Source organism: Williamsia sp. z71 (assembly GCF_059553375.1).
Genome location: NZ_JCANWX010000002.1, coordinates 557,312 through 575,547 on the forward strand (window position 1 = coordinate 557,312; position 18,236 = coordinate 575,547).

The following is an 18,236-nucleotide window of genomic DNA, read 5'->3' on the forward strand; positions in this document are numbered from 1 at the left end:
GATGGTCCAGAAAGCCCACCGGTACTTCCTTTTCGGATGAACCGGGTACGCGGGGGTGGGGTGTCTGTGGCCACATGGTCCTCTCCGTCGGCGAATGGGGTTGGACAACATTGTGCCCGGCCGGTCTGACATGTTCCGGCTGTTCTCAAACGCGCTGGTCGCGGAGTGGGGTCAGTGCCGCCGGGTGAGGGCTGCAGCGATGTGGGTCAGACGTTTGCGTCGGGGGACGGTGGCGCGCCGGGTGAGTACCCGATAGTCGTCGGCCTCGACCTCGTCGAGAATCGCCCGGTACATGGTGAGCGCCGCACGGATTCCCGGGCGGCTGGCCGGGGTCAGGTGACCGATGCCCGGCTCGGCACGGCGGTATTCGGCGCGGGTCACCGCGATCAGATGTGCCAGGGCCCGGCGTAGTTCGGGTGGGACCTGGCCGGTCCGGCGGCAACGGCGGAGCATCGATTCATCGACGCCGAACGCGGCGAGATCGTCGGTGGGGAGGTAGATCCGGCCCCGGTCGAGATCCTCGCCGAGATCACGGATGAAGTTCGTCAGCTGAAATGCATCTCCCAGCGAACGCGCCGATTCGGTGGCCTGCGACACCGGCCCCACCGTCCCCAGGATCGGCAGCATCTCGAGGCCGATCACACTGGCGGACCCGAACATGTAGTCCCGGAGTTGCTCCATGGTGCGGTAGCGGCTGACGTGAAGAGGACTCTCGGGCAGGTCCATTCGCATCGACCGCAGGAAGGCCTCGAAGTATCGGTGGTCGATCGAGTAGGTGGCCACGGTGTGTGCGACCGCGAGCACCTCGGGCCGCTGCGGCCGGTATGCCGGGTCGTTCAGGGCCGCGGAGAGGTCGGCGTCGATCTCATCGAGGCGGGTCAGCCGATCCGGCCCGGTGTCGTTGTCGACGATGTCGTCGACCATCCGGGCAAACCCGTACAACGCGTAGACGCCACTGCGCTTGTCTTTCGAAAGAAGTTGGGTGCCGGCGTAATACGTGCGGCCGTGCACTTTGGTCAATTCTCGGCAGTGTTCGTAAGCGGCTCTGAGATCGTCGGTCATGACAGGTCTTCGGCGGCGCCGCCGGCCGGGACGGGTGCCGGTTTCCCACGGATCACCCGGCGCAATCGGAGCGGATCGACCCGCACAAATGACCACCCGGCCAATCCCGCCAAGACCAGCGCCAGCAGGACATCGGTGAGTTCGTACATGTAGATCTCGTCGGTGGGCCCGAAGACCTGCAACAGGAACACCGAGAACACGATGATCGCCACGATGGCCCGCCGGTCGATCGCGAAGGCAGCGGCCAGCACCAGCGCCCACGTGTAATACCAGGGCAGGGTCGACGGCTCGAGTAGCAGGACGGCGAACATCGCCCACGCGATGCCCTTGACCGCATCCCGTTCGGATCTGCGGAACCACAGCCACACGCCGACCAGCGTCAGCGCCAGGATCACCGACCCGACGGTGCGGACGACCTCGAGCACCGGCAGCAACGGCAACGCGGTGAACGGAGAAGCGGTCAGGGTGATCAGATGGGCCACCGCGGTGGGGATCGTCAGCCAGTTGATGATCTTGTCGGCCCAGGTCAATCCGAGCAGCCAACCGAATCCATGCCCGACGATCAGGGTCAGGCCGCCGAAAATCACGGCACTCAGGCCGATGATCCAGGCCAACACCCGGACCACATCGCCCACTCGCACCGGACGCTCGGCGCGGATGTGCGCCAGCCAGATCCACAGGACGAACGGGATCGCCACACCGGCGGTGATCTTGATCGCGGTGGCCACCGCCAGCACGCTCATCCCGGCGACGTGGCGCCCCTCGACCACCAGCGTGACCCCGGCGACCAGGACGCCGATCATCAACAGTTCGACGTGTGGGCCGCCGACCAGATGGATCAGGACCATCGGATTGAGGAGCACGATCCAGATGGCCATCGACGGATCGGTGCCGAACCGACGGGCGAGGCGGGGCAGTGCCCACAACGTCAGCAGCAGGCCGGGCAGCAGGACCAGTCGCATCACCAGGACACCGGCGACCGGACTGTCACCGGTCGCCTCCGTCACGGCGCGGGCGATGGCCATGAAGCCGGGACCGTAGGGCGCGGTGGTGGTCGCCCAGACCTGGGCCATCGAATCGACCAGCGGCCCCGGGTTGACGGCGGGACCGTCGGAGTAGGGATTGAAGCCGTCGCGCAGCAGCGCGCCCTGGGCGAGATAGGCGTAGACGTCACGGCTGTAGAGCGGGATGGCGATCAGCAGGGGAGCAGACCAGGCCATCGATGCCCAGCCGATGACCGCTGCGGGTGTGGCCCCGGTCTTCTGGGTGTGCAGGGTGCGGCCGATCCGGACCCAGGCGATCACCATCAACGCAACACCGAGCCAGAAGGCGATGGTGCTCAGGGTTCGTCCGTGGCCGTAGTACATCCACGACAAGTTCAGGGTCTGCAGCGAGGTGTTGTTGCGGGGGATGTCCCCGACACCGAAGCTGCCGACGGTGATCAGCACCGAACCGATGAATCCGAGGACCACGTGGTGCCCGACCTCGGTGGCGCAGAATGCGCGCAGCGCTCGGACCGAGAACCCTTGCCGCCACCGGCCGGTGGCGGTGACCGGCTCAGGGGTGGTGGCGGGTACGGACATCTCGATGATCCTAGTCACCGGTGATGGGGGCGGCGGCCGGCATCAGTACTGCCGGCGGGTCATCGCGGTCGCCAGGTCGATCAGGTCGGCCTTGGCAGCCGGGGTTGCGGTACTCGCGGTCAGGGTGGCCAGCGCACTGCTCACCAGATCCTTGATCTGCTGTTCCACCTCGGTGACGGCGCCACTCGCGGTGATGATGTCGAGCGTCTGTGCCAGTTCGTCGGCGGTCAGAGCACGCCCGACCCGTTCGCGGAGTACGTCCGCGGCCGCGTGGTCATGGGCGTCGAGGTGGCCCAGCGCGGCCGACAACAGTGCGGTCCGTTTGCCGGCGATGATGTCGTCGCCTGCCGGCTTGCCGGTGATCGAGGGATCGCCGAACACCCCGAGCAGATCATCGCGAAGCTGGAAGGCGATACCGATGTCGGTGCCGAACGACCGCAACGATGTGATCAGTCCGGGGTCGGCGCCACCGATCGCGGCGCCGAGATGCAACGGTCGTTCGACGGTATAGGCGGCGGTCTTGAACCGCATCACGCGATAGGCGGCCCCGGGGGTCTCGTCTCCGGAGGCCTCCGTGGCGATGTCGAGGAACTGACCGCCGAGGACCTCGGTGCGCATGCCGCGCCAGATCGTCGACACCGACCGGTGGGTCTCGGGGTCGAACCCGGCCTCGGCGATGAGGTCGTCGGCCCAGGCCAGTGCCAGGTCGCCGAGGAGGATCGCCACGCCTTCGCCGTAGTCGGCCGCGTCGCCGCGCCAGCCTGCCTCACGATGGCGGGCCTCGAACTCACGGTGGATCGTCGGGAACCCGCGGCGGGTGTCGGAGCGGTCGATGATGTCGTCGTGGATCAGCGCGCAGGCCTGCATCAACTCGAGGGCGGCGCAGACCGACAGCAACCGGTCGGGATCGGTGCGGGCCGGTCCGGCGGCCAGGTAGCCGGCCCAGGCAAATGTCGGTCGGACGCGTTTGCCGCCGCGGAGGACAAAAGCAGACATCGCATCCACCGCATCGCAGAACCCCGGACCGATGTCGGCTGCCGTGGATGCGCGGTCTGCAAAGACCCGCTGCAAGAGGTCGGTGGTCGCGGCGGGAACGTCGGTCACAGACTGGATTGCCACGTCAACCACCCTACGGTGGGATGTGGCGGCGGCAGGCAGGCGGTCATCCCCGGCCGTCACCTCTATACTTGCCGGGTGAGTTCGCAGATGACGCAATCGTCGATCGTGAAGCGGCTGGCCGAACCCCACTCGGGTCCGGTGCCGTTCTCGGTCGAGTTCATGCCGCCCCGAGACGAGCAGGCCGAGGCGCGCCTGTGGCGCACCGTGCGGGTTTTCGAGCGAATGAACCCGGCTTTTGTCTCGATGACCTACGGTGCCGGCGGCTCCACCCGTGATCGGACTCTGCGGATCACCGGGGAGATCGCGCGCGAGACCACGTTGCTCCCCGTCGCTCACCTGACTGCGGTGGGGCACAGCATCGAAGAGCTGCGGGCGATGGCCGGTGGCTACGCCGACCAGGGCATCACCAATATCCTTGCGCTCCGCGGCGACCCCCCGGGCGATCCGCTGGGCGAATGGGTCAAGCATCCCGACGGGCTGGAGTACGCCGAACAGCTCGTGCGTCTGTTGCAGGATCTCGGCGACTTCAACATCGGTGTGGCGTCGTTCCCGGAAGGGCACCACCGGGCTCCCGATCTCGATCACGACACCAAGTACCTGGTGTCGAAATTGCGTGCCGGAGCCCAGTATTCGATCACGCAGATGTTCTTCGACGTCGACCACTACCTGCGACTGCGGGACCGCGTCAACGCCGCCGATCCGGAGCAGGGTGCCAAGCCGCTGATCCCGGGGATCATGCCGATCACCTCACTCGCCTCGGTGCGCCGCATGGTCGAACTCTCGGGTTCGGTGCTACCGCCGGCCGTCGAGAAGCGCTTGGCCGAGGCCGCCGGTGACGGACCCGAGGAGAACCGGGAATCGGTGCGTGCCGTGGGTATCGACCTGGCCACCGAAATGGCACAGCGCCTGATCGACGAGGGTGCGCCGTGCCTGCACTTCTGCAGTCTCAACTTCGCCAAGGCCACCAGCGAGGTGCTCGAGCGACTCGGGATGATCTCGATCGCCGCCTGAGACGTCCGTCGAGCGTGCCGAAATCACCGCCGAACGTGCCGAAACTGCATGTGCGCGGGCAACATTGGCACGGTCAACGGTGATTTCGGCACGGTCGACGGTCGGATGGGCACGCTCGGCGGAGGGTTGCCGATCAGTGTGAGGTGGGACTGCTGTCGGTTCCGCTGTGGCCCGAACCGCCGGCGTTCTGGCTTCCCACGGTCTGGCTTCCCACAGGCTGGTGGGTGGCGTCGCCGGGACGCTTCTGCGGTGCGCCCGGCCGTGGTGACTGGTCACGACTGACCCAGGCGAGCGCCACCACAACGACGGCAACGGCCAGCGCGATTCCGGCCATCAGGCCCGTCCAGCCGGCGAAGGCCGCGGTCCCGGGTTCGTCGTAGCGGGCTTCGGCGGTCATCGGGGTCGCCTTGCCGATCTCCGGCTTCCAGGAGACGGCGTCGTCACCGTCCTGCTGGCCGTTGGTGGCACTGATGGGTCCGGCGAACTGGACCGAGAACTCGACGTAGTCGCGCTCGGGCGTGAGCCCCTGCAAATCGGCCGTGCCGCGGAAGGTGACCGCGTCGCCGCGGCGCTGGGCCTGCAGGTCCAACGTCACCGGGGCATCGGGGTAGGCGTCGTCGACGAGTTCGCCGAGCTGGGCGAACTGGCCGAGGGTCGCCTCGGTGAACGTGGCGCGGGTACCGATGAGTCCGTCGCGCTTGAACTCGGTCGCGGTGACGACCGTCTCGAGTGACTGCGGCACCGTGATCTGCGGGCCCTTTTCCTGCCCGATGTCCTTCTCGGCGAGGACGATGGCGCCCCACAACCGGTCACCGTATTGGGCGGGCTCGTCAGAACAGGCGGCAAGTGTCGGACCCAAGAGCAGGGCCAGCACGAGCAACACCGCACTCAGGGGACCGCGACGGCGGCGGGGGCGGGTGATCTCAGGCACGCAGCTATCGTGCCATTAGCCGGACCAGTCCGTGAGGAGGGCCGCTGATCGCGTCCGGTTGATACCCGGGCGACCGATACCTCAAGGACGTCGGCGCGACAATGCCACAGCTGCCGGCACGCCCAGGATGCCCATCCCGATCAGGCCGTACGGAACCGCCGCGGGAAGCGTCGGATCGTCGAGGAACACCAGAAACGCCAGGGCCGAGCCGAGCCAGGTCCAGGTGAACCAACCCACCGGGGCGAGCGAGATCAGCGGTGTCACCGTCTCCGATTGCCGGTCGACGAGTGAGAGCAGCACGAACATGACACACGCCACGCCCGCCCAGCCGGCGAAGTTGGTGATCGGGATCTGATCGATGCCGGGGAGCCCGGCGTCGTCGGTGGACCAGGTCCACAATCCGGCCCCGACCATCTGCGGGTCGAGATAGAGATCCCAACCGACCATCCCGATGGTCGCCAGCGCGATCCGGATCGGACGGCGGCGACTGACCAGCGCGCTGATCCACCACATGCTGTAACCGCCTGCGGTCCAGGCCAAACCGATGATCACCGGTACCTCGGCCACGGATGGCCCGATCCGATCGGTGGCGTAGGAGTAGGCGCCGAACGGAAAGCCGGTCGCGACACCGACGATTTCGGCGGTCCAACCGACACCGGCCGTGGCCGCGAAGACCGCGACCGCCCGTAGCGGTCCGAGCCGGAAGGTGGCGTGCGCGATCATCGCCGCGGCCGCGGCCACGACCACGACCACGGTGGCCCGGTCGCGCGCCACGCCGTCGACCAGGGGATAGATGATCTGTGCGGCGATGGAGCCGACGAGCAGGATCGCCGAGGTCCACAGCAGTGGCGAACGCTGCGCGGTGAGTGTGGTCGTCATCCCCATCGACCGCGGGTGATCCGGGCCAACGGGGATCGCCGGTCGGACAGAACCGCGGTTGCCGCGATCCGGCCGCTGGCGCCGCTGACCCCACCGCCCGGATGGGTCGAGGCCCCGGCGAGCACCAGACCGGGCGCACCGGGAACCCGGTGCCGCGCCAGTTCGGGATGCGGACGCCAGATCAGCATCTGATCCAGCGACATCTCCACGTGCATGATGTTGCCGCCGGTCATCCCGATCTCGGATTCCAGGTCCGCGGGTGTCTGGACGTAGGTGTGTTCGATGGAGTCGGAGAAACCCGGTGCATGCCGGTCGAGCTCATCGATGATCTCCTGGCCCGCGGTGGCCGCGAGGTCGGACCAGCTGCGTCCACCGGAGAGCGTGTAGGGATGCCACTGGGCCCACAGACTGGTCTGGTGCCGATCGGGCGGTGCCAGGGTCGGGTCGATCGCGGAGAAACTCATCGCGATCAGCGCGGGGCGCCGCGGCAGGTCACCGGCGGTGGCGTCGGCGTGCGCCCGGGCCAGGTGTCCGCGGTCGGTCACCAGCAGACCGAGCCCGCCGTGGACCGAGGTGTCTGCGGGTAGCCCGGGATACTGCGGCAGCGCGGTGCCGCCGAGGCGGACCGCCATGCCGATGCCGCCACCGATGCGGATCTGTGAGCGCCACCGGTCGGTGGCGGTGCGGTCGAACCCACCGGCCTGCAACAGGTCCAGTGTGGTGAGGATGTGGCAGGCGCTGATCACCGAACGTGCACGATGTGAGCGGCCGTCGGCGGTACGGACCAGCCAGTGGTCGCCCTGTTTCTCGAGGGCGGTCGCGGCGGACGACAGTTCGAGTTCGCCGCCGTCGGCATGGAGTTTGCGGATGAGGGCCTCGGAGAGGGCCCCGCTGCCACCGACGGCCCGGCCCGGGGGAATGGTGTGCATCGCCGCGGCGAAGCCGACCATGGGTGCGGTCCCGGGTTCGTTCATGGGCGGACCCGACTGTGCCCCGAACCAGGCCAGCGCGGCCTTGAGGTGCTCGGATCCGAACCAGTTGTCCAGGAGCGCATTCCCGGACATCAAGAATTCCTGCGAGAGACCGAGTCCGGCCGCGGAGCCGTTGCCGGGGATGCGGGCGGGCAGGCCCCAGAACGCCTTGCCGAGCGCGAGCGGTGAGGGAGACGACGTGAACGCCGACATCATCGCGGCCGACCGCGGCGCCCAGACGGCGACGAATCGACGGTAGGCCTCGGCATCGGCGGCACCGCAGGCCGTCTCGATCGACGCGATGGTCTTCTCGAGATCGCGATGGAAGACGATCGGGGGAGCATCGTCGGTCGCGGGGCAGAAGGCCCACGGGTCGCAGTCGATGTACTGCAGCCCGTGATCGGCCAGCGACAGCTCGTCGAGGATGGGGGTGTGCCGGATCATCAGGTGGGCCGAGGACCCCCGGTCGACGCGATAGCCCGGAAACCGCTCGACGGTGGAGACGGCACCGCCGGCGACACTGTCGCGTTCGAGCACCTTGACCCGTTGGCCGGTGGCGGCCAGATAGGCGGCCGCCACGAGGCCGTTGTGTCCGGAGCCGATGACTAGCGTGTCGATCATGTGGTCCTATCGCATTGGTAGGGCGCGGCCGAGGACAGCAAACGGCCTGGGATCACCGGCGAAGGTGAAACCGCGCAGCACGTCGGCAAAACCCAACCGGCGGTACAGACGCCACGCCCGGTTGTTCTCCTCGTCTACCTCGGGTGTCGAGAGCAGCACCTGTGGTTCGGAGCGATCGGCAACCAGGCGTTGTAGCAATTGCTCGCCGATCCGCCTGCCCTGCGCAGACGGATGGACGTGCAGTTCGGTCAGCTCGAAGTAGTTGTCGGTGAGGGCGCTCACGCGCTCCCGGCTGCATCCGGCGCGGACCAGCCCGCTGCGTACCTGCTGATTCCACCACTGGTCGTGGGCGCCGCTGTATCCGTACGCGATACCGACCAGGGCTTCCCGTCCGGCCGGACCGGGGGAGTCGATCGCGGCGACGGCCTTCCACCCGGGCCGCCGGATGTGGTCGTGCCACAGGGGCGCCCGTTGCACTTCGGTGCCCGGTGGGTAGTTCATCGCGGTGACGTACACGTTCAAGGCCTCGGGCAGCCAGATCTGTGCATCGTGGGCCGAGAGTTCGGCGATCCGGATGGGCACAGAAGTTTCCGCCTTTTTTGCTTGAGGGTTGTCGGTGTCGTTAGGTATATTGAATCTGTCGAACGGGTGTTCGAGGCTTCAACCTCCGCAAAGGCGCAAGCCGCATCGTTACCCGCTTTACGACATGAGGGCGACTCGGTGGCAGACGAGGGAAGCGTAGGCCACCGGGCCGACCCCGTATAGACACCGGCAGTCGGCCGGATAAGAGGCAGCGGAGAAGGAGGACCGGGATGTCGACGATGGCACGGAATCCCGCGCGGGACTCTCGGCACCGTGGGGCGGCTTCGGCCACGCGGGTCACCAGGCTGCCCGAACCGACCCAGATCATCGCCTCCCGCGAGATGTTGGAGCGAGCCGAGTCGCGTCTGCGCGAATCGGATGTCGTCACCGACGCCGCCGAGGCGTTCAGTGCCCTGTATCAATCGGCATTGCGTGCGGCCGGTGCGGTCTTGGCCGTCTCGGAGCATCCCACCCGCCGCCGCGGGTCGCGCAGTGCCTGGGCCCGGCTGCCGCAGGCGATGCCCGAGCTCTCCGGGTGGGCCACCTACTTCGCCGGACACTCTCGCCTGCGGGCCGATACGGAAGCCGGCATCCGGTCGGTCACCGAAGAGCAGATCGCGGAGTTACGGCCGAAGGTGGATGAGTTCTTACACGTGGTCGAGAGGGAAATCCTGCGACTCGAGCGGGGCAAACCGTCGAATATGCCCGCCGGTGCTGCGTGAAGGCTCCGAAATTACTGCTAACGGACCAAATTTGACCAACTTGTGGCGGGGAATGGTGGTTGGAACTTCCAACACCTCGTATCATCAGAGTTGGGTCCACCCGAGTGGGTCCGGGCAACCGGAATTGTCTCCTCTGGAAGCTCTACCGAAACCATGTGCTGAAGGAGGGGGCGGGTGCCACTCTCAGAGCACGAGCAGCGCATGCTCGAACAGATCGAAAACGCTCTGTACGCCGAAGACCCCAAGTTTGCGTCGAACGTGCGGTCGCGTCGCTTTCGCGGGTCCACTGCGCGCCGTCGACTGCAAGCTGCCGTGTTGTTCCTCGTCGGACTCGTTCTCCTCGTCGGGGGAGTTGTCATCGAGGTTCAAATCGGTGGTTTCCCCATTGTCAGCCTCATCGGCTTCCTCGTGATGTTCGGTGCGGGGCTGATGGCGTTGTGGGGATCACGTAGCGGACCGGCTCCCGGAGGCTCTTCGGGATCGTCGCCGCGCGGTGGCTCGTCGGGCCGCGAGCAGCGACAGGGACGCAAATTTTCTGAGCGGATGGAAGAGCGGTTCAACCGCCGCTTCGAGCAGGAGTAGACGCCGCCAGGCGCCGTTGATCGTAGAAGGCCGTGCATCGCATCGCGATGCACGGCCTTTTCGTCTGTTTTGAGGGCAGCTCGCCCACTTTCCACCCAGGCCCCCACTTTCTCCCACCTCCGGCATTTCTGTGGTCGAAGCAGGCTGAAGCGGCCCTTTTGGCTCCAAAAGGCCTCCGAGACGGCCTGTGGACACCCTGACTCAGGATTTTTCCCCCACCTGTCTACACCACCTCTACCTGCGGTCTTGGTGGCCGAATGCCGAACTCCGGGCAACTTGGGGTGGAAAGTGGTGGATTGTGGGGTACAGTGGTGCTCGTTGGTGGAAGAGAACCGGATTTTTCCTACCAACCTTGGGGTTGGAGGTGACGACACATGGCCAGCGCTATGTTCTTCGGCACTTACACACCCAAGTTGGACGACAAAGGGCGGCTCACGCTGCCCGCGAAGTTCCGAGACGCACTTGCAGGAGGGGTGATGATCACAAAAGGTCAGGACCGCAGCCTCGCAGTGCACATGCGGGATGACTTCTACGAGCTGGCTCAACGAGTGATGAGCTCGCCCAAGAATGATCCTGCTGCCCGGGCTTTTCAACGTCAACTGAGCTCGGGAACCGATGAACAACGGCCAGACGGTCAGGGGCGGATAACCCTGTCCCCGGATCACCGTCGTTATGCGGGCCTGGCCAAAGAGTGTGTGGTCATCGGAAACATGAGCCACTTGGAGATCTGGGACGCGCAGACATGGCGCGATTACCAGGATGAGCACGAGGAGAACTTCTCGAGCGTGGGCTTCGACGTCCTGGACACGGCCTGAGGCCAGGGACCAGAAGAACACGTGGGTGAATCGAGGCCTTTGCCCGATCCGACCCTGACGCACTTCCCCAGCGCCAGGTTCGACAACCCGCCCCTGACGCACTTCCCCAGCGCCAGGTGCGGAGATCGGGCAGGGACCAGGATCCACCCACACACCTGCCGGCCAATTGGCGCACCCGGACCGCACGAGAGGTAGCACAGTGGATCTCGCCGATGGCCCCTTCGGGCACGTCCCGGTCATGGCCGAGCGGATGATCGAACTGCTTGCACCCGCGATCACGCGACAGAATCCAGATGGCTCCGGCGCGATCTACGTCGACGGCACTCTCGGTGCCGGTGGCCATACCGAGCTCATTGCGCAGCGATTTCCGGGTGTGTCGATCATCGGGATCGACCGCGACATCAATGCTCTGAACCTGGCCCGCGAGCGACTGGCGCCGTTCGGCGACCGGATCACGTTTGTCCACAAGCGGTACGACGAGGTCGATGACGCACTCGAACAGGCCGGTGTCAAGAAATTCGATGCCGCTCTCTATGACCTCGGCGTCTCGTCGATGCAACTCGATCAGCCCGACCGTGGGTTCGCCTATGCGGTTGATGCTCCGCTGGATATGCGGATGAACCCCGACGACCCGCTGACCGCGGCCGATGTTCTCAACACCTACGGGCACGGCGAATTGGCCCGTGTCCTATCGGAATACGGCGACGAGAGATTCGCGGGCAAGATCGCCTCTGCTGTGCTGCGTGAACGTGAGATCGAACCGTTCACCACCAGTGGCCGGCTCGTGGAACTGCTGTACCGGACCATCCCCGCGGCCACGCGACGTACCGGTGGACATCCGGCCAAACGTACATTCCAGGCCTTGCGGATCGAGGTCAACGGCGAGCTGACCTCCCTGAAGGCGGCTCTGCCCGCTGCGCTCTCTGCATTGAATGTGGGTGGGCGCCTGGCGATCATGTCGTACCAATCACTGGAGGACCGGATCGTCAAACGCGAGTTCGTCGAGCGGACCAAGTCGAAGACGCCTCCGGGACTCCCGGTCGACCTTCCTGGAACCGCACCGGATTTCGCGATGGTGACCAGGGGAGCGGAACAGGCTTCGGACGAAGAGATCGAACACAATCCGAGATCGGCATCCGTGCGGGTTCGGGTCATCGAGCGGATAGCGGGGGGTAAGAAGTGACGGTCACCGACGACAATCTCGCCACCGGGCGTCGCCGCGATGCCGACGCTTCGCGAGCCAGGGCGTCGGGTGCGAACAGGCAGCGCTCGGCCGCGGCCGAGAAGGCGCTGGAACGTCGACGCAAACGCCTTGGCACCGAGGGGCTCTCGTCGACATCACGGCATTGGCAACGTCCAGAAAGTTCGGCCGTGCCGGTGCAGAAACCGGCCTTGTGGGGACGCATGCGGAATGCGCCGGTCCAGGCGATGCGCCGGGTCCCGTTCGCGGTGGTGGTCGTCGGGATGCTGTTGGCCGGATTGGCACTGACGCTGTGGCTTTCGACCAAGTCGGCGCAGGATTCGTATCAACTCGGTGTCGAACGCGCGTACAACGAGCAGTTGTCCGACCGTCGTGACGCCCTCAAGAAGTCATACGAGTCTGGTGATTCGGCCCCCGAATTGTCGGAAAAGGCAACTGATCTGGGCATGATCCCGGCCACGGACGTGCCGCGGATGGTCGTCGGTCCCGACGGCCGGGAGTGGGTCGTAGGGGAGATCAAGCCCGCTGAGGGTGACAAGGCGCCGTCGATGAACAACGGTCCGAAGGCGACTGCGCCGAGGCCGACGGAGCGGGCCGCACCTGCCCCGACGCCACCTGGAGCCCAGGGTATTCCGATCCAGGGAACGCCGGTCACCCCGGGCGCCGACGCCGCCAACCCGTTGCCGACCGCGCCCGATGTGCCGGCCGTGGCCACTCCGGTCGAGCCACCGACGGCACCGGCCTACTCGAATGTTCTTCCATCCAATGGCGGCGCGCCGGGCGCAAATTCGCGCGAAGTCGGTTAGCGCAGCAGACAATTGACAACCATGAAGGTCTCATTTGCGATGACGGTCAGGGCGAATGGATCTGCTGACGCTCGGTGCCGCCGGTGATGCGGCCGAGGAATGCGGGCAACCCCCGCACCCGGCAGCGTCCGGTGGGCCGGGAGCGGGTCGGCCCCTCCCGGCGTCCACGGGGACGTCAGGGAACGGGGCCTGCCGGATATCGCGACGGCGACCACCCGGACAACGCACCCCGTGCCACCGCTGGACGCACCAGTTTTCCCGCCGGTGGTTCACACCACGGGAGCGACGACATGATCCGCACCGGTCGGCAGTTCCTGCGCCGGCACCGGGTGGCCACGGTGCTCATCTTCCTCGTGGTGGGAGCGGTCACGGTGAAGATGGCGATGCTGCAGATCGTCGACGGGCCGTCGTTGTCGGCCGAAGCGGCGAGTCAGCGTGCGGTCACCGAGGTGCTGCCCGCGAAACGTGGTGCCATCGAAGACCGTAACGGCAAGGCGATCGCATACACCGACGATGCGCGCGCACTGACCTTCCAGCCGGTCAAGGTGCGCAAGGAGATCGAAGAGGCGCATCAGAAGAATCCGGCACTGCCGGACCTCGACACCCGGATCGGCGAGATCGCGCGCGGGATCCGTGAGGAGCTCGGCAACGAGTTCGACGAGTCGTCGCTGCGTGAACTCCTGCGCGGTGACGAGACTTTCGTCTACCTGGCGCGCGCGGTCAGCCCGGAGTCCGCGAACAAGATCATCGACGAATTCCCTGAGGTCGGTTCGGAGCGGCAGGACGTTCGGCTGTACCCCGGTGGGGAGTTGGCCGCGAACATCGTCGGCGACGTCGACTTCGACGGAAACGGTCTGATCGGACTGGAATCGTCGATGGATTCAGTGCTTTCGGGTGCTGACGGGTCGCGCACCTATGACCGCGGCTCGGACGGAGCGGTCATCCCGGGTAGCTCTCGCAACCTGCATCCGGCCGTGGACGGCGCCACGGTGGAGCTGACCATCGACTCGGACATCCAGTGGTACGTCCAGAACCAGGTCCAGCTCGCCAAGGACCGCTCGGGAGCGGTGAACGCCTCGGCCGTGGTCATGGACGTCAAGACCGGCGAAGTTCTGGCAATGGCCAATGACAGCACCTTCAATCCTGCCAAACCCCTTGACGAGCAGGGTGATGCGCAGCTCGGTGATCTCCCGGTCACCTCGCCGTTCGAGCCCGGATCGGTCAACAAACTCGTCACCGCCGCGGCCGCGATCGAATACGGCGTCACCACCCCGGACGAAGTCCACCAGGTGCCGGGAACGATCACCATGTCCGATGCCACCGTGAAAGATGCCTGGGCGCATGACGTCGCGCCGTACACGACCACGGGCATCTTCGGTAAGTCCTCCAACGTCGGGACCCTGATGCTGGCCGAGAAGGTCGGCGAGGACCGATTCGCGGACATGCTCGCGCGTTTCGGCCTCGGACAGAGCACCGATGTCGGACTGCCCGGTGAGAGCGGTGGCGTCGTGCCCGACCGCACCCAGTGGTCCGGTGGCACCTTTGCCAACCTCCCGATCGGTCAGGGCCTGACGATGACCCTGCTGCAGATGACCGCCATGTACCAGGCGGTGGCCAACGACGGGGTGCGGATCCCGCCGCGGATCATCAGGGCGATCAACGGGGAGGGCCAGCCGGGTACGACCGAGCCACCTCCCGGGATCCGCGTGGTCAGTCCCGAGACCGCCAAGTCGGTGCGCGACATGTTCCGGTCGGTCGTGCAGAACGACCCGATGGGCGTCCAGAACGGCACCGGCGTGAAGGCCGACGTCCCGGGTTACCAGATCAGCGGCAAGACCGGTACAGCGCAGCAGGTGGATCCGAAGTGTGGTTGCTATTCCAACGAGGCGTACAACATCACGTTTGCCGGAATCGCGCCCGCCGACAAACCGCGATACGTGATCGGCATCATGCTGGACAACCCGAAACGGAGCAGTGATGGCACCGGTGGACAGAGCTCTGCGCCGCTGTTCCAGACCATCGCGTCCTGGATGCTGCAGCGCGAACAGGTACCACTGTCATCCGCCCCGACGCCGCCACTGGTCTTGCAAGCCGGGTGACCCCACGGCGGTATGTTGAGGCAATGTCTGCTCCCGATAGTTCGGTGCTGCGCCCTGCCCTGGTCACCCCGACCTCGGTCGAGGCTCTCGCGGCAACCGGCAACGCACAGATAGACCTGATCGGCGCGGCGACGGTACAGACCGCTGTGCGCGGTGTGACCCTGCGGGCTCAGGATGTCCGGCCCGGTGATCTATACGCGGCGCTACCGGGCAACCGATTCCATGGCGCGCAGTTCGCCGCGGATGCACTTGCAGCCGGTGCGTCGGCAGTGCTGACCGATCCTGCCGGCCGCGACATCGTCGCCGGTCTCGATGGATCCCACGACTGTGCGGTGCTGGTTCATCCGCAGCCACGGCAGGTCCTCGGTGACGTCAGTTCACAGATCTATGGCCACCCCTCCCGGCATCTGACACTGATCGGTATCACCGGCACCTCGGGCAAGACCACCACGAGCTACCTCACCGAGGCGGCGTTGATGGCGGACGGGCACTCGGTGGGCCTGATCGGCACCGTGGAGACCCGGATCGCCGGGATCCGGCAGCCCAGTGCATTGACGACGCCGGAAGCCCCACAGCTACAGGGACTGTTGGCCGCGATGCTCGAGCAGGGCGTGGATTCGGTGGTGATGGAGGTCTCGAGTCACGCGCTGTATCTCGGACGCGTGGACGGGAGCCGATTCGCGCTGGGTGCGTTCACCAACCTCTCGCAGGACCATCTCGATTTCCATCCGACCATGCGCGATTATTTCGACACCAAAGCGCTTCTGTTCAAGCCGGATTCGTCGGTGCATGCCGAGAAGTCGGTGATCTGTGTCGACGACGACTGGGGACGCGAGATGCTGCAGATCGCCGGACCCGGCGCGATCAGCGTCTCCACTTCGGGATCGCCGCAGGGCGTCGACTGGCACGCCGGTCCGTCCGAGGTGGCGGCAGACGGCGCCCAGCACGTGACGGTGACCGGGCCGGACGGCCGGACATACGAGATGGTCGTGCCGATGCCGGGCCGATACAACGTCGCCAATGCGCTGACCGCCGTTGCGCTCGCCGCCGGTGCCGGTGTGCCGGTGGCGACGGCAATCGAGTCGATCGGTGGCGTTGCGGTGCCCGGACGTGTCGAGCGGGTGGTCCGCGGCCAATCGTTCCTGGCCGTTGTCGACTACGCCCACAAGCCCGCTGCGCTCGAGGCAGTCATCGGCACTCTTCGCGGTCAGAGCGAGGGCCGGATCGCCGTTGTCGTCGGAGCAGGCGGGGACCGCGACACCGGTAAGCGCCCGATCATGGGTGAGGTGGCCGCGCGCGGCGCCGAATTCGTTGTCGTCACCGACGACAATCCGCGCACCGAAGTCCCCGAAGAGATCAGGGCGCAAGTGGTCGCCGGAGCCGAGGCGGTACCGATGGCCGAACGCCCCACGGGTGCCGAGCCGGTCCGGGTGATCGGCGACCGAGCCGAGGCGATACGTGCCGCCGTCCGCTGGGTCAGGCCCGGCGACGTGGTGCTGGTGGCCGGCAAAGGTCACGAGGCAGGTCAAGAGATCAATGGCGTCAAACATCCTTTCGATGATCGAGTCATCCTGGCCCAGGCGATCGATGAGCTTGAAACGCAACACAATTCGACTGACACGGAGTCTTCACAGTGAGTAATACCGATAGTGGCCGGGCCGAGCAGGTGGACCGGGTCGACACCGGGGCGGTACGCGCTGCCCTGCGAGACCTGGCCGACGCGGTACACGCCGCGCCGCAGCGGCGCAGTTGGGCGGTGCTCGGTGAGATGGACATCCCGAAGGATCTCGATCCCGAAGACCGGCTTGCGATGACGCGCTGGGTGGTCTCGCACGACGAACTCGGGCGGCTGGCCGTGCGCCTGGACATCGGGCAGGTCATCTGTGTTGGAACGTCGCGGGCCGTCCACGGGCTCCACCAGGGGGCGGTCATGGAGGGCTCGTGGGGTTCGGAGGCGGTCCTGGTGTCAACGCCGCAGGAGGCGGCGGAGATACTGGACGCGCAATTCGGCGAGCACGACGTGGTGCTGGTGATGGGTGGGCGCGATCTCGGTCTCACCGAATACCTGACCGGCCGCGGCCACCGGACGCCGGGCGGAGATCCGGCATGAGTGCCTTCGATCACAGCGTTGATATTCGACAGATAGGGATGTTCAGGTGAGGCAGATCCTGATTGCGGGCGTGATCTCGCTGGCGGTGGCGATCTTGCTGACCCCGGTGTTGATCAAGGTCTTTTCGCGTCAAGGCTTCGGTCAAGAGATCCGCGTCGAGGGCCCGGCGAGCCACCAGACCAAGCGCGGCACCCCGTCGATGGGTGGCGTGGCCATCGTCGCGGCACTGTGGGCGGGCTACGGGGGATCGCATCTGTTCGGGTACATCTCGGACGGCAGTGGCCCGACGGCCTCGGGCATCCTGGTGCTGTCGCTGGCGACCACGCTGGCGCTCGTCGGCTTCCTCGACGACTTCATCAAGATCCGCAAGCAGCGCAACCTCGGGCTGAACAAGACCGCGAAGTCGGTGGGTCAGCTCATCGCTGCGTTGCTGTTCGGTGTGCTGGCACTGCAGTTCCGCAATGAAGCCGGTTACCAGCCGGCCAGCCCGAAGCTGTCCTACGTCCGCGAGATCGATGCCATCGCCATGGGCTCGGTGGTCTTCATCATCTTCGTGTGGCTGGTCGTCTCGGCCTGGTCCAACGCCGTCAATTTCACCGACGGTCTCGACGGCCTCGCCGCGGGCTCGATGGCAATGGTCCTCGGCTCCTATGTATTGATTACCTTCTGGCAATACCGCAACGCCTGCGTCGGTGGACCCAAGGCCGCCGAGCCGGGCTGCTACACGGTCCGTGATCCGCTCGACCTGGCGCTGATCGCCGTCGCCGGCGGTGGTGCCTGCCTGGGATTCCTGTGGTGGAATGCCGCCCCGGCAAAGATATTCATGGGAGACACCGGATCCCTGGCCCTCGGCGGACTACTGGCCGGCCTGTCGATCACCACCAGCACCGAACTCCTGGCCGTCGTCGTCGGCGCCCTGTTCGTTGCCGAGATCATCTCGGTCGTCATCCAGATCGCGGTCTTCCGGACCACCGGTAGGCGGGTGTTCCGCATGGCGCCGTTCCATCACCACTTCGAACTGTCCGGGTGGGCAGAGACCACGGTGATCATCCGGTTCTGGCTGCTCACCGCCATCGCGTGTGCGCTGGGTCTGTCGCTGTTCTACAGCGAGTTCCTCAGTGCCAGCGGGGGATAGGCCAGTG

At 66.3% G+C, this 18,236-nt stretch carries 17 protein-coding genes; 10 read left to right on the forward strand and 7 right to left on the reverse strand.

The window, feature by feature from the left end; all coding sequences use genetic code 11:
- Positions 1-171: 171 nt before the first annotated feature.
- The 3 genes from AC51GR_RS06770 to AC51GR_RS06780 are packed head-to-tail and all read right to left on the reverse strand — an operon-like array spanning position 172 to position 3,773.
- The gene (locus AC51GR_RS06770; protein ID WP_496323823.1) at positions 172-1,062 is read right to left on the reverse strand and encodes a phytoene/squalene synthase family protein; all 891 of its coding nucleotides are present in this window, start codon (positions 1,060-1,062) and stop codon (positions 172-174) included.
- Entirely contained in the window at positions 1,059-2,645 is a 1,587-nt protein-coding gene (locus AC51GR_RS06775; protein WP_496323824.1) for an alpha-(1->6)-mannopyranosyltransferase A, read from the reverse strand. Before AC51GR_RS06775 ends, AC51GR_RS06770 begins: the two co-directional genes overlap by 4 nt.
- Positions 2,646-2,687: 42 nt before the next feature.
- Positions 2,688-3,773: a polyprenyl synthetase family protein gene (locus AC51GR_RS06780; protein ID WP_496323825.1), complete on the reverse strand. Its 1,086-nt coding sequence runs from the start codon at positions 3,771-3,773 to the stop codon at positions 2,688-2,690.
- A 78-nt stretch (positions 3,774-3,851) separates the two neighbouring features.
- On the opposite strand from AC51GR_RS06780, the gene AC51GR_RS06785 reads away from it, so the two are divergent.
- On the forward strand, positions 3,852-4,775 hold the full coding sequence (locus AC51GR_RS06785; RefSeq protein ID WP_496324110.1) for a methylenetetrahydrofolate reductase: 924 nt from the start codon (positions 3,852-3,854) through the stop codon (positions 4,773-4,775).
- Between the two features lie 133 nt (positions 4,776-4,908).
- Here the strand turns inward: AC51GR_RS06785 and AC51GR_RS06790 are convergent, their stop codons facing one another.
- The 4 genes from AC51GR_RS06790 to AC51GR_RS06805 all read right to left on the reverse strand — a co-directional run bounded on the left by AC51GR_RS06790 (position 4,909) and on the right by AC51GR_RS06805 (position 8,759).
- Positions 4,909-5,706, reverse strand: a complete 798-nt coding sequence (locus tag AC51GR_RS06790; protein WP_496323826.1) for an LppM family (lipo)protein — start codon at positions 5,704-5,706, stop codon at positions 4,909-4,911.
- Between the two features lie 81 nt (positions 5,707-5,787).
- Complete coding sequence (locus AC51GR_RS06795; protein WP_496323827.1) at positions 5,788-6,585, reverse strand: carotenoid biosynthesis protein; 798 nt, start codon at positions 6,583-6,585, stop codon at positions 5,788-5,790.
- Positions 6,582-8,177, reverse strand: a complete 1,596-nt coding sequence (locus AC51GR_RS06800; protein WP_496323828.1) for a phytoene desaturase family protein — start codon at positions 8,175-8,177, stop codon at positions 6,582-6,584. Before AC51GR_RS06800 ends, AC51GR_RS06795 begins: the two co-directional genes overlap by 4 nt.
- A gap of 6 nt (positions 8,178-8,183) precedes the next feature.
- On the reverse strand, positions 8,184-8,759 hold the full coding sequence (locus tag AC51GR_RS06805) for a GNAT family N-acetyltransferase (RefSeq protein WP_496323829.1): 576 nt from the start codon (positions 8,757-8,759) through the stop codon (positions 8,184-8,186).
- Between the two features lie 230 nt (positions 8,760-8,989).
- Here AC51GR_RS06805 and AC51GR_RS06810 point away from each other — a divergent pair, with 230 nt between their 5' ends.
- The 9 genes from AC51GR_RS06810 (at position 8,990) to mraY (ending at position 18,229) form a co-directional block, all read left to right on the forward strand.
- Complete coding sequence (locus AC51GR_RS06810) at positions 8,990-9,481, forward strand: SAV_6107 family HEPN domain-containing protein (RefSeq protein WP_496323830.1); 492 nt, start codon at positions 8,990-8,992, stop codon at positions 9,479-9,481.
- 174 nt (positions 9,482-9,655) lie between these two features.
- Positions 9,656-10,063 carry an SCO2097 family morphological protein gene (locus AC51GR_RS06815; protein ID WP_496323831.1) on the forward strand — a complete coding sequence of 136 codons (408 nt, stop codon included), beginning with the start codon at positions 9,656-9,658 and terminating at the stop codon, positions 10,061-10,063.
- 386 nt (positions 10,064-10,449) lie between these two features.
- Positions 10,450-10,878, forward strand: a complete 429-nt coding sequence (gene mraZ, locus AC51GR_RS06820) for a division/cell wall cluster transcriptional repressor MraZ (RefSeq protein ID WP_495516068.1) — start codon at positions 10,450-10,452, stop codon at positions 10,876-10,878.
- A gap of 199 nt (positions 10,879-11,077) precedes the next feature.
- Complete coding sequence (gene rsmH, locus AC51GR_RS06825) at positions 11,078-12,061, forward strand: 16S rRNA (cytosine(1402)-N(4))-methyltransferase RsmH (RefSeq protein WP_496323832.1); 984 nt, start codon at positions 11,078-11,080, stop codon at positions 12,059-12,061.
- Positions 12,058-12,885: a cell division protein FtsL gene (gene ftsL / locus AC51GR_RS06830; protein ID WP_496323833.1), complete on the forward strand. Its 828-nt coding sequence runs from the start codon at positions 12,058-12,060 to the stop codon at positions 12,883-12,885. The genes rsmH and ftsL overlap by 4 nt, the downstream gene beginning before the upstream one ends.
- An 86-nt stretch (positions 12,886-12,971) precedes the next feature.
- Complete coding sequence (locus AC51GR_RS06835; protein ID WP_496324111.1) at positions 12,972-14,984, forward strand: peptidoglycan D,D-transpeptidase FtsI family protein; 2,013 nt, start codon at positions 12,972-12,974, stop codon at positions 14,982-14,984.
- A 23-nt stretch (positions 14,985-15,007) separates the two neighbouring features.
- Positions 15,008-16,621, forward strand: a complete 1,614-nt coding sequence (locus AC51GR_RS06840) for a UDP-N-acetylmuramoyl-L-alanyl-D-glutamate--2,6-diaminopimelate ligase (protein WP_496323834.1) — start codon at positions 15,008-15,010, stop codon at positions 16,619-16,621.
- Entirely contained in the window at positions 16,618-17,094 is a 477-nt protein-coding gene (locus AC51GR_RS06845; protein ID WP_496323835.1) for a glutamate ligase domain-containing protein, read from the forward strand. Before AC51GR_RS06840 ends, AC51GR_RS06845 begins: the two co-directional genes overlap by 4 nt.
- Positions 17,095-17,140: 46 nt before the next feature.
- Entirely contained in the window at positions 17,141-18,229 is a 1,089-nt protein-coding gene (gene mraY, locus AC51GR_RS06850) for a phospho-N-acetylmuramoyl-pentapeptide-transferase (protein WP_496323836.1), read from the forward strand.
- Positions 18,230-18,236 lie beyond the last annotated feature (7 nt).